We start from the raw sequence: 26666 nt of genomic DNA, 5'->3' as shown, positions 1-26666 counted from the left end.
ATGATCTGCTGTGCAGTTTCAACTCGCAGCGTTCAGGAGACCGCCCGGGGAAGGGCTCTTGTCCTTGGCAGCTGCCAGCTTCACGGACCCGATCGGTTGGACCGTGAAATCTGCGGCGAGATCCTGATAAGAAAGGACAGGTAGGTCGATTCCGTTACGCGTGAGAAAGCCGCGAACAAAACGCCGGATATCCATCGAACCTAGAATAACTGGCTGGTTCTGGCTGCGCGCGATGCTCGAATGGATCTGGCGAAATTGGGAAAGCAGCATCTCGCTTTGCCGGTCCTCCAAAACGAGGTATGGGCCGACGGCGGTCTCGCGCACGGCACCCCGCACGATATCCTCAGTCTCACGCTCGACGATAAAGGCGGCCACAACGCGATGTGCGTTGGCATAGCGGTGACAGATCTGCCGCTTCAGAACAGAGCGCACATATTCGGTGAGCAGTACAGCGTTTTGCTCCCGCTCGCTCCATTCCGCAAGCGCCTCCAGAACCAAGCGGGTGTTCCGGATCGGGATGCCCTCGTCCAGCAAACGACGCAGGACATCCGCGATCCGAGGGATCGGTGTCGTGCGCAGCACCTCCTTTACCAGATCGGCATATTCCTGCTCCATCCGGCCAAGCAATTGGCGCGTCTCCTGAATGCCAACCAGGCGCTGTGCATAGCGCGTCAACGTGGACCGGACGCGCAAGGCGATGATTTCGCTCGGACCGTGATGCCCTATGCCGGCCGCTTTGAGAGCAGCCGCATGGCCCTGTTCGATCCAGATCCGATTCGTGTCTGGATCCTGCCAGAACGGGATGCCGCTCAATTCGATGTTCGCTACGTCGTCGTCAAGCAAGAGCTTTGTCGGGTCAATAGCGCCCTCTTCTACGGGTACGCCCTCGACGGCCACACTGAATTGCGATCGGGCGAGGTGGTTGGCGCTTTGGGCGGGAATGCGTGGAATCGTGATACCCAGATCAGCTGAGACCAGTGCTGAAACCCGTGCGACGCACTGCTCGAGTTCCCTCACGTCCATTACCTTCATCAGGTTCGGCGCCAGCAACAGGGTAATCGGAAGTGCTTCGGCCGGCACGGTTTGCTTCTGACCCTGCGTGGAAGCGGGAGCTGAACCGGTGGGATTGACGCCGGCCTTGGGAGCGGTCTTGCTCTCTGGCACGCCAACCTTGACAAAGCTGGCGGCGGAAAAGAGCGCGGCCAGTATGACAAAGGGGGGCAAAGGGAAGCCAGGAACGAGCCCCATCACAAGCAGGACGCAGGCGGCCAGCCGGAGCGCTTGTGTGCTGGCCGTAAGCTGGTTGACGATATCGGCGCCGAGATTGAGTCTGGAAGGACCGTTGACACGAGTGACAATGGTTGCGGCTGTAATTGACAGCAGCAGGGCTGGGATCTGCGAAATGAGCGCATCACCGATTGTCAGGATAGTGTATTGATGCATCGCCTCCTCAAGGGACATACCCCTGGAGAGCGAGCCGATCGTGATGCCACCTAGCATATTGATACAGATGACTATGAGTCCGGCGATGGCATCGCCCTTCACGAACTTCATGGCGCCGTCCATCGCGCCGTGAAGCTGGCTTTCCCGCTCCAGCACGCCGCGTCGGCTGCGCGCTTCGTGCTGGTCGATATGGCCGTTGCGCAGCTCCGCGTCGATCGCCATCTGCTTGCCCGGCAGCGCATCGAGCGTGAAGCGCGCCGACACCTCTGCCACTCGTTCGGCGCCCTTGGCCAGAACCATGAATTGCACCATGGTTACGATCAGAAATATGACAATGCCGACGGCGATGTTGCCGGATATGACGAAATCGCCGAACGTATGGATGATGCTGCCGGCGTCACCCTCAGACAGGATCAGCCGCGTCGTTGCAACGGTAAGAGCGAGACGAAAAACAGTGGAGATCAGGATCACGCCCGGCAGGGACGAAAAGTCGAGCGGCGTGTTGAGATACAGCGCGACCATCAGCAACAGTATGGCAAAGCCAAGATTGAAGCCGATCAGCATATCGATCACGACGATCGGGATCGGCATGATCATCATTCCGATCGCCAGAAGAAGCATCAGCGCGACCATCAAATCCGGGTGGGCGGGCGCGCGCGTGATGAGATTTCGTAGAACGTTGGCCATGAAAAGCCTTATTGTTGCCTAGCTGCAGCTGTGTTGCCCCGCAATGAAACATAGCGCTTGAAGACAGCCTGCGCTTCGGTCATGCGGCCGGCGTGGCGCAGGGCGTGGCTACGCATCAGCATCAAGGGCAGAGACGAGGACGGTTCGTCATCTAGTTTGTCAAGGCGATCCAATACCGACAGTGCTTCGTCACCGCGACGCTCCGAGATGAGAGCGTAGGCCAGGATCCGCAGCAAGCCGATGTCTCGAGACTGCTCGTGAGCAACCAGCCGCAACAGAGCCAGGCTCTTTGCGCTCTGCCCGCACGAAAGATAGATATAAGAAAGCACGCAGAGCAAATCTCGCTCCGGCCCAGAGACCAGCTCGAGAGCATCGGCTTCGGAAACGTTTGGCGGCTGTGTAGATGTGACGTGTTGCAATTTGTCTGGATCGGCCATTGCTAGCCTTTGATCAGGCCGTTGTGGCTCTGCCGGAGCAAGATTAACCGCTGCAGCTCCAGCTGCAGAAGGGCGGCTCCTTCACGTGCCACCAAGTCCTCCGGGGCGGCAGATAGCGTATTGGCTAAACGTTCCAAAAGAGGGCCGTGTTGCTCGGGACGCAGAACGTGCGAATGACGTAGGCGCGGCGTCACGAAAGAGAGCAGGCTATGCGCGAGATTAGGCCCGTTAAGCCAAGCGAGTTCCGAGCCTGGCTCAATCTGACCTGGCTGGGCGCGAGCCTCGTCGAGATTGACGCGCGAAATCGCATTGATCGAACCGAGCTCAAGCGCGCTGTCGACCGTGGCTTCAACCAAGCGATCCGGTGCGTCACTATGCCGGGAAAACGCGCTGTGGCTCTTCTCATCATTGCCACGCGTCCGGTCAATCCCGATGGACCTGGCTCGAGAATTGACCGGCGTGATGGCAGATGCATGATGATCAACGCTTGGTCCCTGAAAAGATGGGCCAGGCTCGACGGAATTCGGGGGCAGCCTAGTCATGGCACTTTGCTTCCTTACCTGCAGCCTGAAACGCTAGTAGGACAGAACGGCAAGCCGGCCATTCCGGCTTAGCAGAACACGCCCTTCCTCAATTCCGTTGACGGTCCATCCATTGCTCAAGAGCGCGCCAACAAAATACTTTTGGCCAGCGACGACGATATAAGGATCGCTGCCGCGCCACACAGCCTGGATCCCGATTGCGGAAGGTGTCTTCTCATCCTTGATGGCGACTGCATTGACGAGCGTATAAGCGCCGTTGCTAGTGCGATCAAACCGTTGCTGGATGTCTTGCCAAGTGGCGAGTGCAGCGGGCGTAACGCTGCCGTCGGCCGTGACAACGCCGGCCCCAGAACCGACTTTGATGCCGACAAGGCCCGCTCTGTCAACTTCCTCTTGCAGAAGCCCGGCAGCTGCATCGCTGGCCGGAGCATCAGGAGCGCTGAGCGCCAGCTTTGGTGCAACGTCCGCGGCAGGAGGGGAGGAACTTGGCACCGCAGCGGTGTCGGTCTGGACAAAACTGGTTGAGAATGTGCCAACCGCGGCAAAGCTGATCACGACCATGGCGAGTCTGGCGAGCGATACACGCCGGCGATCGATAGAGCCAGGTTTTTCGAGATCCTCGAAAGACCACCGGATCGACATTTCGCCGGCATGAAGGACGGCAGGAAGAGGGACAACGATGGGCGTGTTTGGCAAAACAGTCTCATGCCCCTCGACACGAACGTCGCTCGCCAGTGCCTCGATCTCGATCGAGTTGGAATGCGGGGTGACACGAAGATGGTGCGGTTCGAGGCCCTGTTCGACAAAGATTAAATCAGCATCGAGGCTGCTGCCGACCAGACACGATCCGACCCCTACTTTGCCCGTCAACCCGGAATAGCACCCCAGCAGCACTTCGAAACGCGGGCAATGTGGTTCATTCACGGTCGCTCTCCTGAACTGCGAACGGGACCGTACGGCAAAACCGTACGGCCCGTTGCGACTTCACGGACTAAGCAGCCCGGGAAAGTGGGCGACGTACGTCGCCCCGCCTCATCTCTTACTGCACCCGCTCATCGGCTGCTTTCTTGACGGTCGATAGCTCGGTCGAGACGACGCGAAGTTCCACATCCCTCTCAGCAGCCTTGGTGCTGGTGATAGTCAGAGCGGCGATTTGCCGTTGGAATGCCGCCTCTCCAGCAACTTCAGCGGCGGTGGAAGCGGTTGCAGCAGCAGCGGTGCCAGCTGCACCAACACCCTTAGTCATACTAGTTCTCCTGTTTGCTTGAATTTCGCCGCAACGTGCGGCTCCTATTTTCCTGACGCCGCAACATGCGACGTCAGGAATCCTCTTCTGTTTCGGCCATGACGTCGTCGAAATGACTCATTGCACTATTTGCAAGCTGCAGAGCAGCGGCTCCCAGAGCGACGTTGAATGCTTGCTGCATAGCGGCTTCGCGCGAGGTTCCGCCTGGCGTGGACGCGCCGCCGTTTACGGGAATGTTCGCATCTGGCGATCGGCCATGATCATCGCGCTCGTCAGGTTTGTGAGATCCTTTTTTGCCGCTGCTTTTGCCGCCAGCCGCATGGAGGTCGGCATCAACGTGCCCAGTGGCGCTGGAGCTTGTAACGCGCATCGGGTTCTCCTATGTCAATTCAATCGTGCCAATGGAGGCAGTCTCCGCCCACCAATGTGCAAACGTTAGCTTTCGAGAAGCTGACGAGTTCTACAAAATGCAATGGGCCGATGCTGGATCTGCGAAAGCTGCAGATCAGATGGTATGTACCAGGACAAACGTTCGTTTGTGGAGCTCGATCGGGTCGGATCGCTGCTCATCAAGTCGAAAGCTTCAGCAGGCGGATGTTAACGCGACTATTAATAGATCGCGTTTGAAGTCGACGCGCTGCAATTGGGCTGACGTCACTTTCGATGCCCGCGGGGTCTTTCGACAATTTTCTTGCGGCCGGGCGCAGCGGGGCGGAGCTTGACCTGGTTTGGGGCGGGGCGGAAAGCCAGATTGACGGCGATTCAGCGGTCAAGGATGATCCCTCGGTCCTGGAGGGCTCATGAAGGATCCGTCAATCGGGGCCCGCCTTCAGGAGAGCGAACAGCAGCCTCCCGCTCGAGAAGCGGTCCATCGCCCTGGCGCTCTGCGATCAGCATGCTCCTGATCCTTGCGCAAGCCGGCAGGATCCGCACCTCTGACCGGTTCTGTCGCGCGGCTTTAATGCATCGACCTTCTTGCCGGGCTGCGTATTCAGCCGATTGACCTTCGCAGCGGCAGACTGGATTTGAGGTCGGCCTCGCGCGATCGGGCGCGGCCTACATAAACTGTGCGCAGTGGAGAGCGAGCAAGTTCCTCGGATCCGGCGGACGGCATCGAGGATGGTAGAGCTTGCGCGACCGACTGCTCGGCAGGGAGACCCGACCGCGCGTAAGCCGCACAAGCTCGACTGGCGTTTTCAGCCTGATCCTGACAGGTAGTGCGATCCGGCTAGGCGTTAGCGCCTGCAGCTTGCATGCGTTCGGACTCGATGCGAGCCTTCAAGTTGTTCAGGTAGTCCTCCGCGTAGGACTGGGCTACCGAAACCGGGAGGTTGACCCCCGCCGTGGCCGCTTCTTGGATTGCCTGCTTCACCAAGCCTTCTCGCATTGCCAATTTGACCTCAGGGCCGCCGATGCAGCCTACCGCCTGTGCCGCAAGGTTCAGGCCAGCTTCTTCGAGCGCTTGTTTTATGTTGCCACCGCTGATCGCCGTGTGAAGAAGATTTGCAGCTTGCGCTTCGGCTTCGAGCACCATTGACGCCAGATCGGCCAATTCGCCCAGGCCTGGAATGAAGCTAAGTACACCGACTGCTGTCGCGGCCCAGTCGAGTACCTTCGAGCCAACCTTGAGCACGTCATTGATTGCGTGCATGAAGGCGCCACCGTTTTTTTTGGGAGACTTGATGTCGGGTTGGTCTGCCACGCCCATCGACATGTCCGCGACCGCGTCCTTCTCGGCGGCCGTTCGGGCGACATGCGTCTTCACATGCTGAACGGTGCGGTTCGCACCGGACATGTTGCTGAAGAACTGGTTGAAGTCGCTCTTGCTGATATTGCCGGAATCGACCGTATGGCCGCCGCCGAAGTCGAAGAACTTGTGGTGGGTTTTGTAGCCCGTAATCGCGTTGTTCATCAACCCGAACAGGACAGGGTCGGACAGCAGCTGGGATGCCGCCTTTCGCACCGCGGGCGCGAGGCTCTTGTCATCGGCCATGCTCGCCAGCTTTTCCCGCGTCAGGTCGCCCTTCCCGAAAAAGGCGCTTTGGTTCTTGCTGATCGTGTCGAGCGTATCGAGCTCGGCTTTCGTGAGATTCACCGATGATGAAGCAACCTGCAGGAAGTCCTCTTTGTGGACCTTGTCTATCGAGCCGCCATACAACTGCTTCCATTCATCCGGATGGTCGAGGAAGTATTGAGCGGCCGCAAGAACCTGCGGCGGGCATTTGCCCGTCTTAGCTTCGCCGTCGACGATCTGCTTGAAATCCGAAAGGCTTAGGTTCTTGGGCAGGTTGTCGGAATAGCGATAGAGCTCGCGCAATGCATCGGTCAGCATCATAACCGATGGCTCGCCATTGCCGCTGCCGTCGGAGGGGATGTAGTTTTGCGTATAGTTCTTTGCCCGCTGCTCCTGGAACTCAGCAACTTGCGGGTGGTGATCGGAGAAGCCGGAGAGATCACCCGCTTTGATTTTACCGCCGCAGCGGCCGTCGCCTTGCGAGCCTATCGCGTAGAAGAGCTCGGGGTCTCGCTGCAGTGCCTCGATCGCCGCCTTCAGATCCGGCGGTGTGGAGGGATCGTTGGCCAAATCTCCCAGAGATTTCCAATCCAGCGGGCATTTGTCCTTGTGTCGGATCAGCACCGACACAATCTGCAGCTCGGCCTCAGTCGGGGTGCCGCTGTTCCACGTAATTCTGGAGCTTTGTACGGGGGCTTCTGCAATCTTTGGGGCGTTCGCAGCGGAGGAGGCTTCCTCAGAGGACGGCTCGGGGGTCTCCTGACATGCGTCCAGTGCGGCCTTAATCTCCGGCGGGATGATGTTCCGCACCTCTTGCGTGAGTTCCTCCGTCAGTTGCTTGGCCGAGTCCTCGGTCGCCGGACCTTGCGGTGGGGAATGCTCGTCAGTCGCGCCCTTCAACGACAAACTGACCAGCACCGCCTCGAAGCTTGAAAAGTCACGCGCCGGCGAGGGCCCGGAAGCTAGCCCCGACAAAGCCAAATTCGAGCTGGTGGTTAGCGGCAGATTGTTGACTGACATCATACGTCCTCTGATTTGAGATCGCACCACAAGCTGGCTATGTGGCGCAGCCTGAGATCGCGGCGAACAACGAGCAAGAGAGGTCGATAGGCTTCAATGGCTCCTACCGCTTGCTTCCGATTGCACAGCGCTCCCAGCGCTCAGTTTGGCTACAATCTATAGGCATATCGCCGTCTAGATATTCACGCCGTATGGTAGGAGCGATTAGCTTTCGAGAAGCTGACGGCGCTCAAAGGATTTCACAATGAGTTGAGAAATGACGTCGCTCAAGGCGGCGACGGGTCCTCAATTCGGCATCGGCTTGCTTCGGTGCTCGGTCGCTCGCCTCTGCGACAGCCAGGTCAACGAGTCTGCCGCTCTTCGCAGGATTCGCGTGCGCTGATTCATGCAACACATCGCGGGTTCCGCAACATCTCTCGGCAACTCACCAGCGCTCAGCCAGCTCGCGCCTGCGTGTCAAACAAGTTGTTGGCGTCTGCCCGATCGGGGCGATGCAGCATGATCGGATCAGATTGCTGGGGTGGCCGCACGAATCAATCCATCGCCCAAAAAGTTGAGCGGTGCATGGTACTCCGGACACCTCGGATCTCAGATGCACCTCTGTCAATGTCATTGTGCTTCGTCACCTGGCGGGTGTTCACTCGAACCTGCGGGCCCAAGGGCGGCGTCCAGCGACGGTTCGAGACGAATGAACCCTTCTGCTCGCCATTGCGCCGTGTGAGGCACACCCAGGATGGTGAACGTTGTAGTCCGGACATTTCTGCTCGGCATGACGTCACGGCCTCTCAGCATTTCGATCTGAGCAGGCGTAGCTGTTTGGCCGATGAAGACCCAGTTGTCCCTGGCGGGATATCCGTTCGCCATGACGAAATCGCCAAGTTCCGGCGGCGCGACGCGTGCGGGCAGCGCGGGCCGCCCTTGGGACCGTCCGGCGTGAGGCGACCCCGCCTGCATGAGTCCAGGCTCAAGATCTTGCCAAACAGGGTCCTTGCCGAAATCGGAGGAGTCCGCGCGATCTTGAGCGGCCGCTTGTTGGGAATTGGACTGCTCGCCGTCGATCAATGACGGCTCGCCGCGCGATGATTGGCCTCCCAGCTCCTGCCAAATCAGGTCCTGGTTGTATTCGGGCATTTCATGCAATGCCATCAGTTCACGCTCAAACTCACTTCGATCGGCTGGCGATGAGGCCGAGCGGGGTGGTGGGCTCTTGTCTGCTCCGCCTAGCGCATTGAAGTCCATCCTGTTCCTACCTTTTGCACAACAAAGCGGCTCTCAACCGATGCGGCGAAGTTCATGACGGACTTCCTAGAGCTTTTCAAAGGCTCGCATGAAGCGCTAAGGATGCAAAGCAGGTCACGGATACTGCTTGCCCTTTCCGGCTCGAGCATCCGTGGTGCGGGCCCGGACGTTTATCGCCTGTCTTGCGGCATCGCCGCTGGACAGCCGCCCTCTAATCATGACAGCAGCAGCTTTCGAAAAGCTGACAGAGGACATAAGTAGAGTAGAAATTACATCTCTTCCAACCCATCTGCTACATCCGTTCATTTCTTGCCAGTATCAGGTGCGTGAACCATGCCGTCTTGATGTGAAAGCTCGGGCGAAGGAGCGTCATTGGGGCGTCCTCCGCGAACGACCACGCTGGAAGATCCGCGAAACAGCATCAAGACCGACTCATGCGGTGGCTTTTCGGCTCCGTTTGGGTTTCGTCGCGCCTGTGCCTCCGTCACCATTCCTTTGAGTGTTTGCTCCACAAGCGCGATAAAGCGAGGTGGACCGGACGCGAAGACGAGCCCATCTCCCGGCACGGCTCTCACGATGTAGCGCTCGTCCGAGATGTTGAGTGCATCGAGTGCCGCCTTGAGCGCGTCAAAGCTGATCGGATCCAGTATCAGAAGGCGACTTTGCGCCTCATGCGCATCAGATACGTAGAGCACCAGCCCATCGTAGTACCATTGAAGATTGTAGAGATTGATCAACCGTTCGAGAAACTCCCGCGGTGGGAGATCCGGCATTCGCCCGCGAATTCGTCCCTTCACCCCGGTGCTGATATTGACTCTGATATTGAGGTTGTTGCCGAACTCCTGCAGCGCGGCCGCGAGGTCCTGATCCAGCACTGTGTAACTATACGGCGTCGACGGCAGCGCCAGCGGGGCGCCGAGCGCCTTGATGGCGCCCAAGCACATGAAAACAGCAAGATAGAGAACTTTCTTCAAGATATGCAGCCTTGTAGACGGGATGAGCATTCCAGCGATTTTCTTCTACTTAAGACCAAGCACCGGAATTCGTCCCAAAATTTGGAGGCCGACGCTTCGCCCGAAATTGGAAGCCAACCGTGATCATTAGATGACAGATGCTCGTCAGCTTTTGGTCAGCTTGCGTCTCTAGGGTGCCAGCCCATTCATGCGAGCGAATGGCTAATCTCACCACGTGACAGAAATGATTTCTCCCATGTTGCTTGGAATTGCGTCGGTCTCCGCCAACCCCGTCGAGTGTGCATCCAGCGGCTGTTCGCTGGCAGACGCTCAGTTTCACGAGAGTCTCACGCAGGCCGCCTTGAAACAGGGGGGCGCCTCTTCTGTGACCGAGCGCGCGCCAGTGTCATCGGTGCCGGAAGTGCAGCGCGCAGTCACGCCGGCGAGCCCGCTTGGCGATCGCGTCCTTCAGAGCATTTCTGCTATCCACCAGGGTAAACCATTTCCTGGAGGTGCAGTTTCGCCGACGCTCGTCGGCGACCTTGATCCTGCGAAGAGTTTCCAGCTTGGGCCGGCCGCGCAACCGCTCCTGCGGCCGCAGCAAGTCGAGGTGCATCCGGCGGGCAAGCCGGAAGGTGCTGATCATTTCGATTCGGCGTTGACGAATTTGCGCGATGTTTACAACGGCGTCGTCCAGGTTTCGCTCATCTCCAAGGGTACAGGTGCCGTCAGTTCATCTCTGAATAAACTTCTATCAGCAGGCTGAGCGAGCCGTTGGCTGTCTTGACGAAAGGTAAGATCGGTAACGGTCGGCCCGCGAGCAAGCGGCTTCATGCTCTTGTTCTGCTGCTGCTTTTACCGATCCTCACCGGTTGCAAAACGGATCTGTATACCAAAGTTCAGGAGCGGGACGCCAACGAGATGCTTGGGCTGCTGCTGAGCAGGGGCGTAGATGCCATCCGGGTCGTCGGCAAGGATGGGACGAGCACCATTCAGGTCGAAGAAAAGCAGCTCGCCTATTCCATCGAGTTGCTAAATGACCAGGGCTTGCCGCGCCAGCCCTTCAAGAGCCTTGGTGAGGTGTTCAAGGGGTCGGGGCTCGTTGCCTCTCCGGTCGAGGAGCGGGCTCGCTACGTCTATGCCCTAAGTGAAGAATTGTCGCGCACGATCAACGATATTGATGGGGTTCTCTCCGCCCGTGTTCATGTCGTTCTGCCGAAGAATGATCTTCTGCGGCAGGATGCAACCCCGTCCTCGGCGTCGGTTTTCATTCGGCACGCCTCCAGCGCGAAGCTCTCAGCCTTGCTGCCGCAAATCAAGATGCTCGTCGCCAACAGCATCGAAGGTCTATCATACGACAAGGTGGCGGTCGTGTTTGTGCCCGTTGAGCGGACTCAGCATGAGGTCTCGGTTACACCAGCGGCAGCTTCAAACGAGCCAAGCAGGTTCGTTGCGGCTCCCATTGCGATCGGCGCAGGAGGTGCGCTCGCCGTATTGGGCATCGTATCTTGCCTACTGCTGAGCGCACGCGGGGGGCAACTTCGCCAATCCTGGCGTAAGCTGATAAATCTCGGCAGTGGTGCCAGCAAGCCAGCGGTCCAGTCCGCTGGCAAAAAGCTCTCCGCCGATGCGAAATAGGCGGACATTCAGGTCCGTATAGATGGTATCCCTCGACAAAAATCATTCACTCAACGCGCATTCCGATCGCCTGCGCGAGCTTGCCGTCTTGATCCATCCCAGCCGTTTGGCCGGCCATCTTGATGGGCTCCTGTCGGAGGCCACAGTGCTTCAATTGCAGAAGACTCCGAGGCTGCAGCAAAGACTGGCCGAATTGCTGCTGAAAAGTGAACTGGCATCGAATGTAACTGACTGGGGCAGGGACGTTCTGTTCGGGCATGATCCGCGTCGGGCGGCCTTGCTCGCTGGCAGTATCTGGCATGCCCGTTCGGTGCTGAAGCTTGTGTCAAAGCATGATGTGGCGATTCTGACCGAAAATATTGGTGCGGAAGCACATGCTTTCGCAATCCGACACTTATCTGGCGCAGTCGCGACCACATCGATTGTCGATCCGCATAAACTATCGAGCCAGATTGAACATGACGGACATGCCTGCCTTGGTGCCTGGCTCAAGGACGCATCAGAGCTTGACCGTGTGCGCGTCCTTTTCCGTTTACCTGTGGGGACCGCCGCCGAATCCCCAGCAGCCGAACACCACAACGCAGCGAGTCGTTTGCTGTCTTTGGTGGTAGCCCACTTGGCCAGCGAGGCGTCAGCGGCATGACGGCCGATGAAATAGCCCGGCCAGATAGCCCACGGATAAGGCCGCTTGGTCCACTCATACCAGCCGCGGAACTCGGCATCTGGTACGATGCGGTGCAGACGCGTGCGCTAGCCGACCGCTATCTGCGGCAGGTTCGCAGCTGGGCAAGCAAAGCCCATCAGCAAGAGCGGGAGCGCGGCCACAGCGAGGGTCTTAGGTCAGGATCGGATGAAATGGCACAGCTGATCGCCCGAGCTGCTTCCGATGTGGCCCGGCGAAAAGCCGTTCTGCAACAGGAGTTGCCACAGCTCGTCCTTGAGATATTGACCGACCTGCTGGGCTCCTTTGATCCCGGCGAGATGCTGGTAAGGACCGTTCGTCACGCCGTCGAGCAAAGATATGGCAGCGCAGAAGTATGCCTTCACGTGTCTCCTGTGAACGCTGATGCACTAAGACATGAATTCCAGGCGTTCGACGGGACGGATGGTCGGCCGAAAGTCAGACTTGATCCGGACCCGGCTATGGGGCCTGACCAGTGCATTCTGTGGAGCGAGTTTGGCAATGTGGATTTAGGACTTGCCGCACAGCTCCGCAAACTGCGTCTCAGCCTTGATCCATCTTCTCAGGAAGGCGAATCGTGACGATGCAACGATCAGACCCTGATCAAGCAGCCGGAGAAGGAGATTTGCATGCGGCGCTAGCATCTGTAAGGTCCGCAGCAAAGGATGTCGATACGCGCGCTGTGCGGGGACGGATCACGCGGGCGATCGGCACGTTACTTCATGCCGTATTACCAGGGGCCCGTGTCGGAGAACTTTGCCTGTTGCAGGATCACGCATCCGGATGGGCGCTTGAGGCGGAAGTCATCGGTTTGCTGCCGGATGGGGTTCTGCTGACGCCTATCGGCGATATGGTGGGCCTGTCACACCGCGCGGAAGTGGTCCCGACCGGGCGCATGCAGGAAGTGTCGGTCGGGCCCGGCCTGCTCGGTCGCGTGATCGACAGCTTCGGCCGTCCACTCGACGGCAAGGGGCCCATAAAGACGGTCCACACTTGTCCGCTCCGCGGCAGGGCACCCAACCCGATGAAACGGCGCAGCATCGAGCAGTCATTTCCTCTCGGCGTTCGCGTGTTGGATGGGCTTCTGACGTGTGGCGAAGGTCAGCGGATCGGAATCTATGGAGATGCTGGGTGCGGTAAGTCGACGCTGATGTCGCAAATTGTAAAAGGGGCGGCCGCTGATGTCACCGTAGTTGCACTCATAGGAGAGCGCGGCCGCGAGGTGCGTGAATTCATTGAACGTCATATTGGAGATGCCATTGCGCGCACGATCGTTGTCGTTGAGACATCCGATCGATCCGCAATGGAGCGGGCGCAGTGCGCTCATATGGCGACCGCACTCGCGGAGTATTTTCGGGATCAAGGACTGCAGGTCGTGCTAATGATGGATTCGCTGACGCGCTTTAGCCGCGCGATGCGCGAAATCGGCCTCGCCGCGGGAGAACCTCCCACCCGACGCGGCTTTCCTCCTTCCGTTTTTGCGCTGCTGCCCGGTCTGTTGGAACGTGCCGGTATGGGAGAGCGGGGCTCCATCACGGCATTCTATACAGTGCTTGTCGAAGGTGACGGCACGGGCGATCCGATTGCCGAAGAGTCGCGCGGCATTCTTGATGGTCATATCATTCTTTCGCGCGCGCTGGCTTCGCGCGAGCATTTTCCCGCCATCGATGTGCTGTCGAGCCGAAGTCGTGTCATGGATGCGGTCGCCTCCGCGCCACATCGCAAGGCGGCCTCCGTCTTCCGCGATCTGCTCTCGCGCTACAATGAGGCTGAGTTTCTGATCAAGGTCGGTGAATACAAGCCCGGCAGCGACCCACTGACTGATCGGGCAATCGATTCAATCGAGGAACTGCGCGCATTCTTGCGCCAGGGACAGGACGAGCCGTCCAGCTTTGAGGAGACCGTTTCATGGATGTCGCGTCTCACGGCCTGAATCCCGTGCAAGCGTCGAAATTGCGGCTGGTGAAAGACATGAGGGAGCGAAGCGCGCTTCGTGAATTGTCGAACATGGAAGCCAAGCGCCGAATTGCAGCCGACGCGCTGCAGCGGGCGTCTGAGGGTCTTGAAGCCGCGCAGAAGCATCGCGCCAAGGTCGAAGCTGAACTTTATCGGGAACTGGCGCAGCTCGAGACAACGTCCGTGACCGAGCTCGATCGACGGTGTCAACTCGTCATTGGGCGACTGGCAGCAGAGATCGAATCGGCGCGTCAGGCGCTTGAGCAGGCACGCATCGCGCATGAGGAGGCACAGCGGGCGGTGAGTGAGGCGCGGGCACTATGGGCCGGGCGTTCGGCGGCGAGCCAGAAATGGCAAGAGATTGAGGGCAATGTCCAGCGCGCGAGCGCCGTCCGTTCGGAGTCTGCGGCCGAAATCGACGCCGACGATGAGGTTTTGCTCCGATATCAGGGTGGTTCGCGCAGCCAGACGATCGGCGGGGCGTTCTAATGGCTGGTTCTGTTATGACGTCGCGAACTGCGCCTGTGCAACCTGTCGGTAAGCGCCGTGGCTGAACCCGCACTATTTCAGCCAGCGGTGAAGCTGGCGCATGAAGTGGTCTCGTGGGCCAACGAGATTGCCGCACGGCGTACCATCTTGCAGAGCCGCCTTGGCGACAAGCCACTATCCATCCGTGTGAGCCGGCTTGTCTGGCAGGCGGAGCCATATGACATGTCGATGCTCGACTGCGTATTTTGCGCCGGCGGCGAGACAGCTGTTTTGTCCTTGCCTCGTCTTCTCGTCGAGACACTGATTTCAACGGTCCAGCAGGGCCTTACGTTACCTTCCGACCCAACCCGCTCGCTCGTTCTCGAGCTCGCACTGGAACCCTGGATCGCTGGATTAGAGAACGTTCTCGCATCGAATGTGCAGCTGATCCGCATCGAAGACGCAACGGCCAAAGACCCCTATCTGGAGCTCGATGTTGCCATCGGAGCGCTGGCGGGAAAGGCTCGCCTGTTCTTGTTCGCGCCGCTTGACGGTCTGATTCCTTCTGCGTTTCGCTTGCTAGGCGAGTTGATTGGTCAATTACCGCGAGAGCAAGGCAAGATTTCGTCGGAATTTCCGGTCGTGCTTAAGACAGAGATCGGCTCGCTGCGGGCGCCTGTCAGGCTACTTCGCCAAGCACAGCCCGGCGACGCACTGCTGCCCGACGTCATTCCCTTTGCCCATAGCCAGCTGATCCTCACGGCGGACAAGTTGTGGGCGCCGGCGCAGGCCGTGGACGACAGACTTGTCCTTCGCGGACCATTCCGCCTGCAGCCTCATCCTCTAAGGTATGTAAATATGACGATACGCCCCCAAATGGAACAAGCAATCCCGCCCTCGGAAGCCGACATCGACAGTGTTGAGATCACGCTTGTGTTCGAATGCGGCCGCTGGCCTATCCCGCTGGGTACGTTGAGAAGCATCAACGAGGGACACGTGTTCGAACTTGGGCGGTCCCTGGACGGTGCGGTCGATATTGTAGCCAACGGTCAATTGATCGGCCGGGGCGACATCGTGCGCATCGGTGAGGCGCTTGGGATCCGGTTGCGTAGCAGGTTGGCGGTCAATGGTTGACATTCAACCGAGCATCCTTGCACTTCTTGCGGCGACGGTCGGCCTTGGCCTGCTGGCGTTCGCAGTCGTCACAACGACCGCCTTCATAAAGGTTTCTGTCGTTCTGTTCCTGGTTCGCAACGCGCTCGGGACTCAGTCCATACCACCGAATATCGTTCTGTATGGCGCTGCATTGATTCTTACCGTGTTCATAGGCGCTCCAGTGTTCGAGCAGACCTACAACCGCGTGACCGATCCGCAACTTCGCTACCAAACCGCCGACGACTGGTTGACCGCCGCTAAGGAGGGCAGCGAGCCGCTGCGCGCCCACCTCAAAAAGTTCACTACTGAGGAGCAGCGCACGTTCTTCCTGTCATCGACGGAACATATCTGGTCGGACGAGATGCGCAGCAACGCAACAGCCGATGATTTGGCAATTCTCGTGCCGTCGTTTTTGATCTCGGAACTTAAGCGTGCATTTGAGATCGGCTTCCTTCTCTACCTTCCGTTCATCACGATCGACCTGATCGTGACGACAATTCTGATGGCCATGGGCATGTCAATGGTGTCACCAACAATGATATCCGTTCCTTTCAAGCTCTTTCTGTTCGTCACAATCGACGGCTGGTCGCGGCTCATGCACGGACTGGTGTTAAGCTACGCATCCCCCGGAGGTTGAGATGGACGAAGCCAGCATCCTCACCCACCTGAGCCGATCACTTGTCCTGTTCATGATCTGGGTTCTTCCGCCGCTCCTGGCAGCGCTCGTGGCCGGACTGGGTATCGGCATCGTGCAGGCAGCAACCCAGCTCCAGGATCAAACCTTGCCACTGACAGTGAAGCTCCTCGTCGTCGTCGCGGTTCTCGTTCTGTTTGCCCCGGTGCTGAGCGCGCCACTGATCGAGCAAGCACAGCACATCTTCACCGAGTTCCCGGCGCTCACAGCGAGGTATTAGTGCGGGGAACGCAAGGCGGACCAAGCCTGCAGCTATGGCGTCGCGCTTGTCTGTCCTCATTTTGAACCATGGAAGAGACGAGTTTCGTCAGCTTACCGAAAGCTCGCCTCATTATCATGGGACAGATAGATGTCCGGACTGTCCTGTTCGGCTCGATCGGCCTTCGAAGGAGGAATGACCTCATCTGAAATTGCCATCCACTCAATTCGAGTCTGGCTCCACGATGAAATGATCTGCTGTGAGGCCTGGCCCTCGATGCATAACCTGGCGAGTTGTTAACTAGGTGGATAGGCGAACCGATTTGATCTCAAGTGGGCGCAGGGTTTTGACGATCTGATGGATCAAGCCGCGATGAAGTGCCGGCCGAGACCGATCGCCGCGAACTGTTGAATTGATGCAAGCTCCGAAGCTCCAGGTCACCAGAAACCGCCCTACGGGCCGGTGACAGCCAAAGGAGCTTGGCTTGCTGGCCCGGTAACGGCGCTATTTGGGGGGGCCTATCATTGAGATGGTCATACCTTATTGGTGGACAGCCGTGGCTGCGGAGAGTGGAAGCGCAAGTGACGTGGCCCTAGCGCTAGGTATGTCGATTTGCAGCCGCTCGGACACGAGGTAGATGACCAGCAGAGTTGACGACTCGCATAATGGCGAGGCGCCCGGGCGATTAGATTAGCTTGAAGCGAGCGGTGAGCTGAGCTCAAATGGATGCGTTGTCACCCACCGAGACGCAAAGTCTGGTTCAGACTGCCGTCGAATTCGTCGTTGCGGCTGGACTTAGCGCGGCCCGTGCGCTTGGCATTATGCTGGTTCATCCGGTATTCACGCGGCCGCACATTGGCGGGATGATCCGCGCAAGCGCGACGATTGTAATTGGATTGCCTTGCTTGATGCAAGTCAAGAGCGGCTTGCAGGCGCTGGATCCCGGCACCCGTATGATTGCGGTCGCGCTCCTCGGTGTGAAGGAGATATTTATCGGCCTATTGTTCGGCTTTCTGCTCAGCATACCACTTTGGAGCATCCAAGCCGTTGGTGACATCATTGATACCCAGCGCGGCATCTCCAGTCAGGTAGACGATCCCGCGACACGCAGCCAAACCTCCGCAATGGGGCTCTTTCTCGGAACTGCGGCGGTTACGATCTTCGTCGTATCGGGAGGCCTGCAGACAATGGTCAGATGCCTTTACGGGAGTTATCTGATCTGGCCCGTGTATCGGCTGCTACCGCCCCTGACCCAGCAGGGGGCAATGGAATTTATCAAGCTTCTCGACCATATCATGCATGCGACGCTCGTGGTCGCCGGGCCTGTGCTGGCTCTGCTGCTTCTGATTGACGTATCCCTCATGCTGCTTGGGCGCTTTGCGCCGCAAATCAAGCTGAACGATCTCTCTCCGACCATCAAGAATGCTGCCTTTGGCATCATCATGGTGAGCTACACCGTCTTCCTGATCGAATATATGGGCGCCGAGATCGTTCAGTTCGACGGTGTGCTGGAGCGGCTCGAGAAGTTCTTGAAATGAATGATACGAGTGAAGAGAAAAAGCTTCCACCGAGTCACAAGAAGCTGAGGGACGCGCGTAAGAAAGGGCAGAGCCCGCGCAGCGCCGACTTTGTGACCGCGGCAAGCCTCTGCGCTGGTTTCGGCTGCCTGTGCTTCAGGGCAGGCCCGATCGAAGACGGATGGCGCGAAGCGGTGCGGCTCATCGACAAGCTGCAGGGCCAGCCATTCAACAGTGCGGTCCGGCAGGCCTTGGTCGGATTGATGGACCTTTCTATGGCAGCCGTAGCCCCCATTCTGGGTGCGGCGTTGGTTGCGGCCATCTTGGCCGGCATCTTGGCCAACGGCGGGCTGACGATTTCCGTCGAGCCACTGAAACCTAGCTTTGAGAAATTGGATCCGGTCAAAGGGCTGAAGCGGATTGTCTCCCAGCGCTCGCTTGTGGAGCTTGGAAAGTCCCTCGTCAAAGTATTGGTTCTTGGCGCCACGTTCGTCTTCACTGTGCTCTCAGGTTGGAGGGCATTGGTCTATTTGCCGGTGTGCGATTTAAGCTGCCTTGGTTTTGTCTTTAACGAGCTGAAAGTACTGATAGCGATTGCTGCCGGCGCCTTTCTGATTGGTGGGCTCGCCGATCTGCTCATTCAGCGTTGGTTATTCCTGCGCGACATGCGCATGACGCAGAGCGAGGCCAAGCGCGAGTCCAAGGAACAAGATGGTAATCCGCATATCAAGGGTGAACACCGCAGGCTCCGTCGCGAGTCGGCGAACGAGTCTCCGCTCGGCATCCACCGGGCAACATTGATATTGACTGGACCGGCGACGGTGATTGGGCTGCGCTACGTGCGGGGCGAGACAGGCGTCCCGGTCCTGGTGTGCCGCGGTGAAGGCGAGGCGGCGTCAGAGTTACTGGCGCAGGCGCGGGCCCAGCGTCTGAGCATTGTCGAGGATCATGTGTTGGCGCGTCAGCTGATCAGTAAAGGTGCGATGGGCAAGGCCGTTCCCATGGTTTGTTTCGAGAGGGTCGCAAAGGCGGTGTTTGCCGCCGGCCTTGTGTAGCGTCGACGCGCTCAGACCTTCGGTCAAAACCGCTATTGTCGCAGAACTTGGTAAGAGCTCCGCGAACCAAAAACAGCGGCCGAGCACAGACCGGAGTCCAGGAGCTCGTCGGCCGATCGCAAAACTGATATGGAAACCAGAGTGCCCGGCGTCGTTGGTCCTGGCCGGATATTATTGGGTTTCGGGCGCACCCTTGTTTTGGGTTCCATCCTCCAAATTGCTGCGATTGCCGGTCGCCGCGGGCCCGCGGACTGTGATGGGAAGCACTGCCCGATCACCGCTGGTCGGCATGACGACGCTATTGCCGAGCAGGTCGCCGGGATCGTTGACCATGACTGCAAGGTTATTGCGGACTGAGCAGCCAAGCGTTGGATCGAACGAATTGTCGCCGAGAGAAGGGCCGGTGACAGCGAACGGCGGACAAGCGGCAGGATGTGCTTCGTAGGTAATTGCCTCGATCCGGACCCCGAAATGTGCGGGTAGATCGACGGGAGAGGCGGACAGGCGGATATTGTAGGGGGCAATGCCCATCGCGCGCGCCTCATGGGCAACTTGCGCTACGAGCCGCGGTGAGCCGGCGACGTCGAGTTGGAGTGCATCGCGCCGGCCGCGGCTGGCATTCGCAATGAAATCCCGCAGGCCGTACCTCTCGTTGCGACGAAGATTTTGAAGCAGCAGGACACTGGTCTTCCGCTCCACCCTGACCGCTTGTCCGACCGGTCCGGAAGAAATCGCAGTACTATTTGCACATCCGCCAAGGGCAGCCGCAACTGCGATCAAAAGACATAGGTGTCGTCGCAAGGTCATTGGCAGTCCTCATTCAATGATAAAGCCGGCACCGACGGTTGCACCCGATCTGACCGTGGCGGGCGCCGCCTCACGCCCCTTCGATGAACCAGCCAGCGTATTCGTCAGGGTGCGCCCTGCGTCCGAAGGCGGCCCGATGCGATCAGTTGGAGCGCTCATCTTGCCCGGGCCAGATCCCGGTCGGACGATGTAGGGAGTGACAATGATGACCAGTTCGGTCTCCTGCTTCTGAAATGAAGAGGAGCGAAACAGCACACCAAGGATCGGAACATCTCCTAACCAAGGAAAAGTGCCGATGTCGGTACTGAAATTGCGCCTGATGAGCCCCCCAATGGCGAAGCTTTGGCCGCTGGCAAGCTCGACAACAGTACTGGCACGACGCGTGGAGAGACCGGGCACCGATATTCCGTTGACGCTGACCTCGCCTTCTTTCGACAGTTCGCTGACTTCAGGCTTCACATGGATATTGATCTGATTATTGCTGAGGACGGTCGGGACGAACTCCAGGCTGATTCCGAATTGTCGGAATTGGACCGAGACTTGCCGGTTGTCCTGCATCACCGGAATTGGAAATTCGCCACCGGCCAGAAAACTTGCGGATTCCCCAGACATGGCGGTCAGGTTCGGTTCAGCCAGGATCGAGGCGAGGTGCTCGCTGGCGAGCGCGTCGAGAACAGCGCTCAGGTTGGTATTGCCAGCGCTGTACCCGATGCCGATCGTGCCGCCGCCGCGGGCCGGCCCAGAACCGCCACCTTTTCCAGTGACAAGGAAAGCGCCGTTCGGACCGGAAGCCGTAAAGTTGATATTGAGGTCCTTGACGGCACTGCGGGAGACTTCTGCCACCCGCACACTCAGATTCACCTGCAGCGAACCTGCCACCTGGATCTTGTTGACGACCAGCGCACCCGGACCGAGAAACTGCTCGGTCACCTTCCTGGCCGTCTCGACGATATCGGCGTTGGGAGCCGTCCCGCCAAGGATTGCGCCGCGTGGGGTATAGCTGACCTGGATCGGATAATCGCCGATCTCAGCCTTCAGCGTGGCACGCAGGTCCTCGATCGGCTGGGTGACAACGACGCGCAGCTCGGCGAGAGCCTCGCCGTTCTCGTTCAAGGCGAACAGGCTGGTTCGCCCGGATTTTTTGCCAAATACGAATATCGTGCTGCTCGATGGCGCCTGGTAGTCGGCGATCGCCGGGTCGGCAACAAAAATGCTCGCTGCCGGCGCGTTCAGATGAACAGTCTTGCCCTGTGAGGAGGTGAGGTTGAGCGTGCCGGTGGTGCTGCCAGGCGCCGCACGTGGCGGCTCTCCTTTGCCGTCCCGTTTTGTCTCGGCTGCGCCGGCAAGCGGAAACAGCAGAGCAAGTCCGCACAGGACGTAGCACAAGCGGGGCAGAGCGGCAGAGCGTTGCGCGATCATGACCATCGGCGGCAGATTGGCGCCGGCAGCATTCTTGACGACCTTCAAGGGATTGTTGCTTTCAAGTTAGATTGCTAGGCAGCCGATGCTGCGCCGACGAGTTCAAGGGTGTAGCCGACCCCGCGCGCGGTCTTGATCCTGAGCGTCGCACCGGCCTGGTTCAAATGCGCGCGTAAGCGATAGATCCCGACTTCCAGCGCGTTGGTCGAGACCTCGTCGTCAAACGCATACAAGCTATCTTCCAGCGATGTGCGCGGCACGGTGCGGCCGGCGCGGTTGAGCAGATGTTCGAGAATGCACACTTCGCGCCGCGCAATTCTCAGTATCCGGCCGCCGACCGAGACTTGCCTTGCGATCGGGTCGAAATGCAGATTGCCGAATGTTACCACCGGCGCCGTCATTTGCGTCGACCGCCGCAGAATAGCTCGCATGCGGGCGATGAGTTCGTCGATAGACACGGGCTTGGGCAGGAAATCATCCGCACCTGCATTGAAAGTTGCAATTCGGCGGCTGAGATCATTGAGACTACTCATCATCATCGCCGGCATTGATCGTCCCTCGCGCCGTAACTGCTTCAGCCAGTCCAGTCCGTCTCCGTCGGGCAAGACAGATTCGAGCAGGACCATGTGGTAGTTCGCGCATTCCAGCGCGGCCGACGCCTCATCCAGTGTGCGCGTCACATCAACGGCGAAGCCGCAATTCAAGAGCGCTTCCTTCACGGCGCGGCCAAAGTCCGCATGATGATCAACCAGGAGAATTCGCATTCATTGCCTCTCGTCCATCCTCGGCAGGACTTGAGCGTGTCACGGTTGACCATGAAGCTGGGTGGATCCGAGAGGCGGCCGCTTTGACGCGAATTCGAAAAGTCGGAAATGCCAGGGTGGAGCATAGTGGCAGGCGATCAATGTCTGCCGGTCTATCGTCATCGGATAGGCGGCCTGCCGCGCATCTCCGCCGGCGACACCGTTCAAAAGACCCTGTATGTCGGCAAGAGCTCTGCGATTTCCAACAAGGTTGAAAGCCTTGGCAGCGCGCTGATGCATCTGTGGGCCGAGCCCGCCGCCTGCAGGAGCGATTGCGCCAAACCGCACGAGCGAAACGAAATCGCAGGCGAGAGCGGCGGAATTGGCCGAACAGACAAGCGAAGTTGACATTTTGGAAACTCCCCCAATTCGTCTTAATCCGCGGTCGGTCCTGCTAGGCTGTTGAGCCTGTAGTGTCGTCAAGCCACGACAATGCAAGTTTTCCCGCGCTTTTAAGACGGTTCACGCGCTCTGCATCTGGCCGAGTGCTGGATAGGGCCGAGATGCATGACAAAAGATCAGTACGTCTAGCGGCCTGATAGGCATCCTCTCGCTGGATTGCCACGCGAGGTGCCAAGCGTCCCGAAGTTGGGACGCGCTGAAGTCCTCCCACGCCGCGGAGCGAATGCTGCGAACAAAGAACGAATCGAATCCGGTGTTGTCATCGCGCATCGCCTAAGGTGCTTACGCTGGCACCGTGTCATCACACGGGATGAACGGCGAATGAATGATTTGATCTCCAACTCGGTGTGTGACCGGCATGAGCAAAATTGCGACTGCCCCCGTTCTTCTCGCCGGCTGGATCCTGCTCTGGTTACGCGTGGGATGCTTCGTCCTCTGCTGTGCGCAGAGGCGACGCACGATGTCCGCTCTGAAGAGAAGCCATCGAGGAGCGTAACGAGGCGGAGCCACCGAGCATTGAGTTTTTGAGACGTTCGCATTTCTTGCTACCTGTCGGGAAGAGTTCACGCGAGCGGATTCTGTCGCGAGACTGTCGGAAATCCTACAATCTGACGCTAGGTAAGATTCAAGGGCCTTCGACTGCTTGTGGCGGTGCCATCAAAGTCGAAAGCCTTGTGAGCTAACGGTGACACAGTTTGGACCAGACCATCGACCTGCGCATGGCGGTTTGTCTCGCGCTGTCCAGGTCGTCACCATTTCGTCGTCCGATCAAGCTTGGCGCCAGAGCCATGGATGTGCACGAAGAGCCAGTCGTTCGTGCCAGGCTTTGAGCAAAGCCATGGCGTCACAATCGGACGATCGACGGATCCGCCACATACGTGGCAATTTTGCGGGAAGACCGGGGCGGGTATGCGTTCACGTGACGGTCACGGGCTAACAGCCGAGATGCGGACGAGTGATCGCGCGAGCCAATTTGATCATCAAGAGATTGAGGAGAGAATCGATTGCCAGACGTCATTTTTGAATGCTGCCTCCATAGATCGCGGTCGACTATGAGCCGTTTAACCGTCCCCGGCAAAATCGATTGTTTTGATGGAACACATCCAGGTGACGGATCGGCCTTGCTGCAACAGTATCGCTTGCCGCGGACGAGTGGACAGCTGATGCGATCGCGGCCAAAGCGTTGATCGCCTGTTCAATGTCAGGTCAAGCTAGCTAAAAGGGGCGATGCTTCGCGTTCAGCGGCTTATTTCATCACGTCTTCGGCCACGCGGGATGGCCATTAACAAATTGATGCCGTGCGATGTCAGAACGCAGTCAAGATACCAGGATGCCCCAAACGGCCAGCTCCTCCCGGCCGTCGTAGTGCGACTTTCCGTCTCGGAGCCCTCAACCGCCTGTTGCGCACTGCGTAGAGGGCTGCCCCGTTCGATCGACAAGTTAATCAGACATCGGTCGTGCCACGCCCTATGCTCAAATTGTAACGCGTGAGATGTGCCGTGCTCCAGGTCTACCTTGAGGCGGTCGTCTCGGCGCATGAACCCAAACGAACCTGCCAAATGGCGCGGTCGACAGATTATCTATTCATTACTCCCGCGCTTGTAGGGATTGGCTTCGCTTGCGGTTCGGTAACTCTCCAAATTGCCGCCCAGGAACAGGCGCTCAGTCTCTCGGGTTGGAGTTCTGCCGAGTGAGCACATCAAATCGACGTCCCCGTCGACGTGGTCCGGATCTTCGGCATTCATTCCAAGACCGATGCTGCTCAGCACGTCGTCAGGCGTCCAGACCGCGGACTTCGGTACCGTGTAGGTGTGCAGCGCGTCCGCATGGTTGGCGATCGCTCTTGCCCAAGGGTCGCGCGAAACGGCGAGTTTTTCCGGATCCTCGACCAACGATACGAAGGCAGATGTGGTTGTCTGGCCGCGCATATGCCAGCCAGCTTGGCGCGCCCGGTCCAGAGGATAGCGCTCTAGCGGGTATCCAACGGAAGAGTGATCCCGAGCCGTGTTACGAACATGCGATATTGCGCTTGTGTTTTCTTCCTTGCGCGGCTTGCAATCGCTGTTCTGATTCTGAAAGCGCCGCAGTGTGACATATGACGAGCCCGCCACGTCCTCGAATACGCGGTCCCGATCGACGGGAGGTGCGGTCGCCGGTGACCAACGTGCCGATTGCTGCTCGGCAAGGTTGATCTCGTTCCGGAGCGTTTCAAGAGTGGCACCTGTCAGTGTTGCGGCAAGTTGGGCGCGCGCGCTGACAAATGATGAGGCTGGATAGCAACCGGCTTCCGGGGCCGCCTGGTTCGACGCAGACGACGACGTGCCGGTTGCGGAGCTTGCCACCGACGAGACTGAATCCGACCTTGGCAAAACCGAATCCTGGTCATTGAGGTCCAGGTCATACAGCTGCTGCTCAAAGCTTGCTTGATCTTCGGAACTGTGTGCGGGTGCGCTGGGCTGGGCGCTAAGCTCGTCTGATTGCCTGTCGATCCGGCTCGGCTGCTGCAGCACGTTGTGAACCTCGAATGGAGTGTCGGCGGCATTCCGGGGATCAACATTCATTTCAGTCTCCGTTCGAGTGCCGGCTATTGGCGGAGACTATTGCAGGCGGAGCTTTCGAGAAGCTGACGGACCAGGAAGGAAGCCATTTGCCTTGGCCTTTGAGGGGAGCCGGATGGATTTTATCAGTGAGGCGATCGTCAGCCAGAAGGCGCGAAAAGCCAGGGATCACAAGTCGGCGCTGTCTTGTGCTCTCTGTCGTTGCTGTTTCGAATGGGCCGAGATCAGGCCCCTTGACTGAGCTCGTTCGGACCGCCGCGTCAGGTTCGCTCCACCACCACCTCTTTGCGGTTGCGCCCTCTGGGTCAGCAGTCATTGCCCGCCTATCACATGGACAAGCTGGCGGATGCGACGGGCCGACGTGTTCTTTTCAAGTCGTTTGCTTACAAAGACGCAAGAACGGCATCCTCTCGGCCGTCGAACTTGCGATGGATGAGCGCGACCGGTTACCGTTTTGTGGTTTCCAAGCGGCCGACGCTCGATCAAATCGTTCTAGTCGATTTCGCACGGGGGCGAGCCGCTTTAGCAAACCTGACCTACGAGGTTGTGACGTCGGAATAGCCGTCACAACCACTTGCGTCTATTTGCGGCAAATTGTCTTTGTCGTAGGCGCTTGATGTCTTAAATCCGCCAATCGGCTTACACGACGTCTTGCAACGTGCGATCTGTGGTACTTATTGAGGGAGAAGAGCGTATGAAGTGTACTGGCAAAGGACTGGCGATCGTATTGTCCTTGCTTTCGACCGTAGGCGTGAGCACGATGGCGAGAGCCGATGAGCCCTCGCCGAAATACATCGAGGTGCTCAATGCCCTGCAGACCGGCAAGAATGTGAAGCTCGTATTGGACATGAGCCGCTGTACCGCCGCGGAGGGTGGCAAAGCTGCGTCGGCAACTCAGGCTGGTCTGGTCATCAATGCCTTCAGGGTGACCCCCCAGAACGGCATTAGCTTCGCCAATGCTCACCAAACGGTGGACAGCTCCGGACATGCCGTGACCGAGTACATCCGCCATAGCCTCAGCCGCGAAGGCAGGCTCACGGTGCGGGCTTCGAAGCTTGTTGTCGGGACCACCGAACTCGTGGACCAGGGCGAATTCATCTGCGAACTGCCGGATGGCGCTAAGTTCATCTGGTAAACGAAGAGAACAGCGCAGGGGGACGCGCTTCGAAACCTTGATCCTTTAACCGCGCAAACACCTTCGCAGGTCATGACGGATGGTTTCGATCGTGAGAGACGGCCAGATTGTTTCTGGCCGTCATTTCCTAAGGCGCATCGAGTGCACGAACTTGCTGTCCCAAAGTACCGTATGACGGCCATCGATTCTCATTGAACCTCAGTTGTCGGAAGATCGGCGGTTCCGGCTATCCTCATATTGTTCGGAGACAGGCCTGTCATTTGAACATTCCAGACGGGCCTTTCCGAAGTACGTCCGCACCTGATCCGCGATCCGATGAGGACTATTGCTCAACCCGATCAAGCTGCTGGCCCGCGATGATGACGCTTACTCCTTGGCCGCCCGACAATGCGCTCGTATCATGCATCCCGCGTCTTTTGGGTCCGTTCATCTGAGAGTTTCGTGCTTCCAAACGCGGTTACAGTGATTGAACCATCCCGCTTAAGATCGTGGCGCGACTGCCGCGGTAGGGTTTGCATGCCGCTTAAGCTGTCGTTTGGACGCAATTCTTGGTTTTTCAGTTTTCCTTTTGGGGTGACGATTCAGCGCAGACTTCCG

The 26666-nt window shown here is 58.6% G+C and carries 26 protein-coding genes; 13 read left to right on the top strand and 13 right to left on the bottom strand.

Translation table 11 applies throughout. The annotated features are described in order from the left end of the window. Window positions 1-18: 18 nt before the first annotated feature. The 9 genes from sctV to J2R76_RS19935 all read right to left on the bottom strand — a co-directional run bounded on the left by sctV (window position 19) and on the right by J2R76_RS19935 (window position 9572). The gene (sctV, locus tag J2R76_RS19975; protein WP_253624710.1) at window positions 19-2130 is read right to left on the bottom strand and encodes a type III secretion system export apparatus subunit SctV; all 2112 of its coding nucleotides are present in this window, start codon (window positions 2128-2130) and stop codon (window positions 19-21) included. Between the two features lie 8 nt (window positions 2131-2138). Then, entirely contained in the window at window positions 2139-2567 is a 429-nt protein-coding gene (locus tag J2R76_RS19970; RefSeq protein WP_253624709.1) for a histidine kinase, read from the bottom strand. Between the two features lie 2 nt (window positions 2568-2569). After that, window positions 2570-2923, bottom strand: coding sequence for a hypothetical protein (locus J2R76_RS19965; RefSeq protein ID WP_253624708.1), 354 nt, complete (start codon window positions 2921-2923; stop codon window positions 2570-2572). A gap of 219 nt (window positions 2924-3142) precedes the next feature. Next, window positions 3143-4033: a hypothetical protein gene (locus J2R76_RS19960; protein ID WP_253624707.1), complete on the bottom strand. Its 891-nt coding sequence runs from the start codon at window positions 4031-4033 to the stop codon at window positions 3143-3145. A gap of 115 nt (window positions 4034-4148) precedes the next feature. Then, window positions 4149-4355 carry a nodulation protein NopA gene (locus J2R76_RS19955; protein WP_253624706.1) on the bottom strand — a complete coding sequence of 69 codons (207 nt, stop codon included), beginning with the start codon at window positions 4353-4355 and terminating at the stop codon, window positions 4149-4151. A 73-nt stretch (window positions 4356-4428) separates the two neighbouring features. Beyond that, window positions 4429-4725 carry a hypothetical protein gene (locus J2R76_RS19950; protein WP_163152309.1) on the bottom strand — a complete coding sequence of 99 codons (297 nt, stop codon included), beginning with the start codon at window positions 4723-4725 and terminating at the stop codon, window positions 4429-4431. A gap of 858 nt (window positions 4726-5583) precedes the next feature. Beyond that, window positions 5584-7389 carry an HrpF/NolX family T3SS translocon protein gene (locus tag J2R76_RS19945; protein ID WP_253626048.1) on the bottom strand — a complete coding sequence of 602 codons (1806 nt, stop codon included), beginning with the start codon at window positions 7387-7389 and terminating at the stop codon, window positions 5584-5586. A gap of 609 nt (window positions 7390-7998) precedes the next feature. Further along, entirely contained in the window at window positions 7999-8628 is a 630-nt protein-coding gene (locus J2R76_RS19940; RefSeq protein ID WP_253624705.1) for a hypothetical protein, read from the bottom strand. 302 nt (window positions 8629-8930) lie between these two features. Continuing rightward, complete coding sequence (locus J2R76_RS19935; protein WP_305884428.1) at window positions 8931-9572, bottom strand: secretin N-terminal domain-containing protein; 642 nt, start codon at window positions 9570-9572, stop codon at window positions 8931-8933. 253 nt (window positions 9573-9825) lie between these two features. On the opposite strand from J2R76_RS19935, the gene J2R76_RS19930 reads away from it, so the two are divergent. From J2R76_RS19930 to J2R76_RS19880, 11 genes are all read left to right on the top strand, one after another. After that, window positions 9826-10347, top strand: a complete 522-nt coding sequence (locus J2R76_RS19930; RefSeq protein ID WP_253624703.1) for a nodulation protein NolB — start codon at window positions 9826-9828, stop codon at window positions 10345-10347. A 32-nt stretch (window positions 10348-10379) separates the two neighbouring features. Continuing rightward, window positions 10380-11219, top strand: a complete 840-nt coding sequence (gene sctJ / locus J2R76_RS19925) for a type III secretion system inner membrane ring lipoprotein SctJ (RefSeq protein WP_375166578.1) — start codon at window positions 10380-10382, stop codon at window positions 11217-11219. A gap of 22 nt (window positions 11220-11241) precedes the next feature. After that, window positions 11242-11862 (top strand): nodulation protein NolU, encoded by a 621-nt coding sequence (locus J2R76_RS19920; protein WP_253624702.1) that lies wholly within the window; start codon window positions 11242-11244, stop codon window positions 11860-11862. Continuing rightward, window positions 11859-12482 (top strand): type III secretion system stator protein SctL, encoded by a 624-nt coding sequence (gene sctL, locus J2R76_RS19915; protein ID WP_253624701.1) that lies wholly within the window; start codon window positions 11859-11861, stop codon window positions 12480-12482. Before J2R76_RS19920 ends, sctL begins: the two co-directional genes overlap by 4 nt. A gap of 2 nt (window positions 12483-12484) precedes the next feature. Next, entirely contained in the window at window positions 12485-13834 is a 1350-nt protein-coding gene (gene sctN, locus J2R76_RS19910; protein ID WP_253626046.1) for a type III secretion system ATPase SctN, read from the top strand. Further along, window positions 13810-14346 carry a hypothetical protein gene (locus J2R76_RS19905; RefSeq protein ID WP_253624700.1) on the top strand — a complete coding sequence of 179 codons (537 nt, stop codon included), beginning with the start codon at window positions 13810-13812 and terminating at the stop codon, window positions 14344-14346. The genes sctN and J2R76_RS19905 overlap by 25 nt, the downstream gene beginning before the upstream one ends. A gap of 57 nt (window positions 14347-14403) precedes the next feature. Beyond that, window positions 14404-15459 carry a type III secretion system cytoplasmic ring protein SctQ gene (gene sctQ, locus J2R76_RS19900; protein ID WP_253624699.1) on the top strand — a complete coding sequence of 352 codons (1056 nt, stop codon included), beginning with the start codon at window positions 14404-14406 and terminating at the stop codon, window positions 15457-15459. After that, a complete protein-coding gene (gene sctR / locus J2R76_RS19895) occupies window positions 15452-16117 on the top strand; it encodes a type III secretion system export apparatus subunit SctR (RefSeq protein WP_076828271.1) in 666 nt (221 codons plus the stop codon). The genes sctQ and sctR overlap by 8 nt, the downstream gene beginning before the upstream one ends. A 1-nt stretch (window position 16118) precedes the next feature. Then, window positions 16119-16394 (top strand): EscS/YscS/HrcS family type III secretion system export apparatus protein, encoded by a 276-nt coding sequence (locus tag J2R76_RS19890; protein WP_025038819.1) that lies wholly within the window; start codon window positions 16119-16121, stop codon window positions 16392-16394. A 701-nt stretch (window positions 16395-17095) separates the two neighbouring features. After that, window positions 17096-17911, top strand: a complete 816-nt coding sequence (gene sctT / locus J2R76_RS19885) for a type III secretion system export apparatus subunit SctT (RefSeq protein WP_253624698.1) — start codon at window positions 17096-17098, stop codon at window positions 17909-17911. Then, window positions 17908-18945, top strand: coding sequence for an EscU/YscU/HrcU family type III secretion system export apparatus switch protein (locus tag J2R76_RS19880; RefSeq protein ID WP_253624697.1), 1038 nt, complete (start codon window positions 17908-17910; stop codon window positions 18943-18945). Before sctT ends, J2R76_RS19880 begins: the two co-directional genes overlap by 4 nt. Before the next feature lie 171 nt (window positions 18946-19116). Here the strand turns inward: J2R76_RS19880 and J2R76_RS19875 are convergent, their stop codons facing one another. From J2R76_RS19875 to J2R76_RS19865, 3 genes are read right to left on the bottom strand one after another with little or no spacing between them, the layout of a single operon-like run. After that, window positions 19117-19752 (bottom strand): CpaD family pilus assembly lipoprotein, encoded by a 636-nt coding sequence (locus J2R76_RS19875; RefSeq protein ID WP_253624696.1) that lies wholly within the window; start codon window positions 19750-19752, stop codon window positions 19117-19119. 9 nt (window positions 19753-19761) lie between these two features. Then, window positions 19762-21219, bottom strand: coding sequence for a type II and III secretion system protein family protein (locus J2R76_RS19870; RefSeq protein WP_253624695.1), 1458 nt, complete (start codon window positions 21217-21219; stop codon window positions 19762-19764). 26 nt (window positions 21220-21245) lie between these two features. Beyond that, complete coding sequence (locus J2R76_RS19865; RefSeq protein ID WP_163152289.1) at window positions 21246-21935, bottom strand: response regulator transcription factor; 690 nt, start codon at window positions 21933-21935, stop codon at window positions 21246-21248. Window positions 21936-22061: 126 nt separating this feature from the next. Between J2R76_RS19865 and J2R76_RS19860 the strand changes: the two genes are divergently transcribed. After that, window positions 22062-22322, top strand: a complete 261-nt coding sequence (locus tag J2R76_RS19860) for a hypothetical protein (RefSeq protein WP_253624694.1) — start codon at window positions 22062-22064, stop codon at window positions 22320-22322. Window positions 22323-23956: 1634 nt separating this feature from the next. Here J2R76_RS19860 and J2R76_RS19855 read toward each other — a convergent pair. After that, complete coding sequence (locus tag J2R76_RS19855; RefSeq protein ID WP_253624693.1) at window positions 23957-24937, bottom strand: hypothetical protein; 981 nt, start codon at window positions 24935-24937, stop codon at window positions 23957-23959. Between the two features lie 691 nt (window positions 24938-25628). Between J2R76_RS19855 and J2R76_RS19850 the strand changes: the two genes are divergently transcribed. Further along, window positions 25629-26069 carry a VirK family protein gene (locus J2R76_RS19850; protein WP_253624692.1) on the top strand — a complete coding sequence of 147 codons (441 nt, stop codon included), beginning with the start codon at window positions 25629-25631 and terminating at the stop codon, window positions 26067-26069. Window positions 26070-26666 lie beyond the last annotated feature (597 nt).

This window comes from Bradyrhizobium sp. USDA 4532 (genome assembly GCF_024171315.1).
GTDB classification, from domain to species: Bacteria; Pseudomonadota; Alphaproteobacteria; order Rhizobiales; family Xanthobacteraceae; genus Bradyrhizobium; species Bradyrhizobium australafricanum.
Note: the sequence above shows the minus strand (reverse complement) of the source record. Positions and strands in the feature narration are given on the sequence as shown.

Excerpts from the sequence above, each read along its gene's own strand:
- sctN (WP_253626046.1), top strand. The coding sequence starts at position 12,485 with ATGCAACGATCAGACCCTGATCAAGCAGCCGGAGAAGGAGATTTGCAT.
- sctT (WP_253624698.1), top strand. The coding sequence starts at position 17,096 with ATGGATGCGTTGTCACCCACCGAGACGCAAAGTCTGGTTCAGACTGCC.
- J2R76_RS19890 (WP_025038819.1), top strand. The coding sequence starts at position 16,119 with ATGGACGAAGCCAGCATCCTCACCCACCTGAGCCGATCACTTGTCCTG.
- J2R76_RS19935 (WP_305884428.1), bottom strand. The coding sequence starts at position 9,572 with ATGTGCTTGGGCGCCATCAAGGCGCTCGGCGCCCCGCTGGCGCTGCCG.
- J2R76_RS19970 (WP_253624709.1), bottom strand. The coding sequence starts at position 2,567 with ATGGCCGATCCAGACAAATTGCAACACGTCACATCTACACAGCCGCCA.
- J2R76_RS19955 (WP_253624706.1), bottom strand. The coding sequence starts at position 4,355 with ATGACTAAGGGTGTTGGTGCAGCTGGCACCGCTGCTGCTGCAACCGCT.
- sctR (WP_076828271.1), top strand. The coding sequence starts at position 15,452 with ATGGTTGACATTCAACCGAGCATCCTTGCACTTCTTGCGGCGACGGTC.
- J2R76_RS19875 (WP_253624696.1), bottom strand. The coding sequence starts at position 19,752 with ATGACCTTGCGACGACACCTATGTCTTTTGATCGCAGTTGCGGCTGCC.
- sctV (WP_253624710.1), bottom strand. The coding sequence starts at position 2,130 with ATGGCCAACGTTCTACGAAATCTCATCACGCGCGCGCCCGCCCACCCG.
- J2R76_RS19930 (WP_253624703.1), top strand. The coding sequence starts at position 9,826 with ATGATTTCTCCCATGTTGCTTGGAATTGCGTCGGTCTCCGCCAACCCC.
- sctL (WP_253624701.1), top strand. The coding sequence starts at position 11,859 with ATGACGGCCGATGAAATAGCCCGGCCAGATAGCCCACGGATAAGGCCG.
- J2R76_RS19940 (WP_253624705.1), bottom strand. The coding sequence starts at position 8,628 with ATGGACTTCAATGCGCTAGGCGGAGCAGACAAGAGCCCACCACCCCGC.
- J2R76_RS19865 (WP_163152289.1), bottom strand. The coding sequence starts at position 21,935 with ATGCGAATTCTCCTGGTTGATCATCATGCGGACTTTGGCCGCGCCGTG.
- J2R76_RS19855 (WP_253624693.1), bottom strand. The coding sequence starts at position 24,937 with ATGAATGTTGATCCCCGGAATGCCGCCGACACTCCATTCGAGGTTCAC.
- J2R76_RS19850 (WP_253624692.1), top strand. The coding sequence starts at position 25,629 with ATGAAGTGTACTGGCAAAGGACTGGCGATCGTATTGTCCTTGCTTTCG.
- J2R76_RS19950 (WP_163152309.1), bottom strand. The coding sequence starts at position 4,725 with ATGCGCGTTACAAGCTCCAGCGCCACTGGGCACGTTGATGCCGACCTC.
- J2R76_RS19905 (WP_253624700.1), top strand. The coding sequence starts at position 13,810 with ATGGATGTCGCGTCTCACGGCCTGAATCCCGTGCAAGCGTCGAAATTG.
- J2R76_RS19920 (WP_253624702.1), top strand. The coding sequence starts at position 11,242 with ATGGTATCCCTCGACAAAAATCATTCACTCAACGCGCATTCCGATCGC.
- J2R76_RS19945 (WP_253626048.1), bottom strand. The coding sequence starts at position 7,389 with ATGTCAGTCAACAATCTGCCGCTAACCACCAGCTCGAATTTGGCTTTG.
- J2R76_RS19880 (WP_253624697.1), top strand. The coding sequence starts at position 17,908 with ATGAATGATACGAGTGAAGAGAAAAAGCTTCCACCGAGTCACAAGAAG.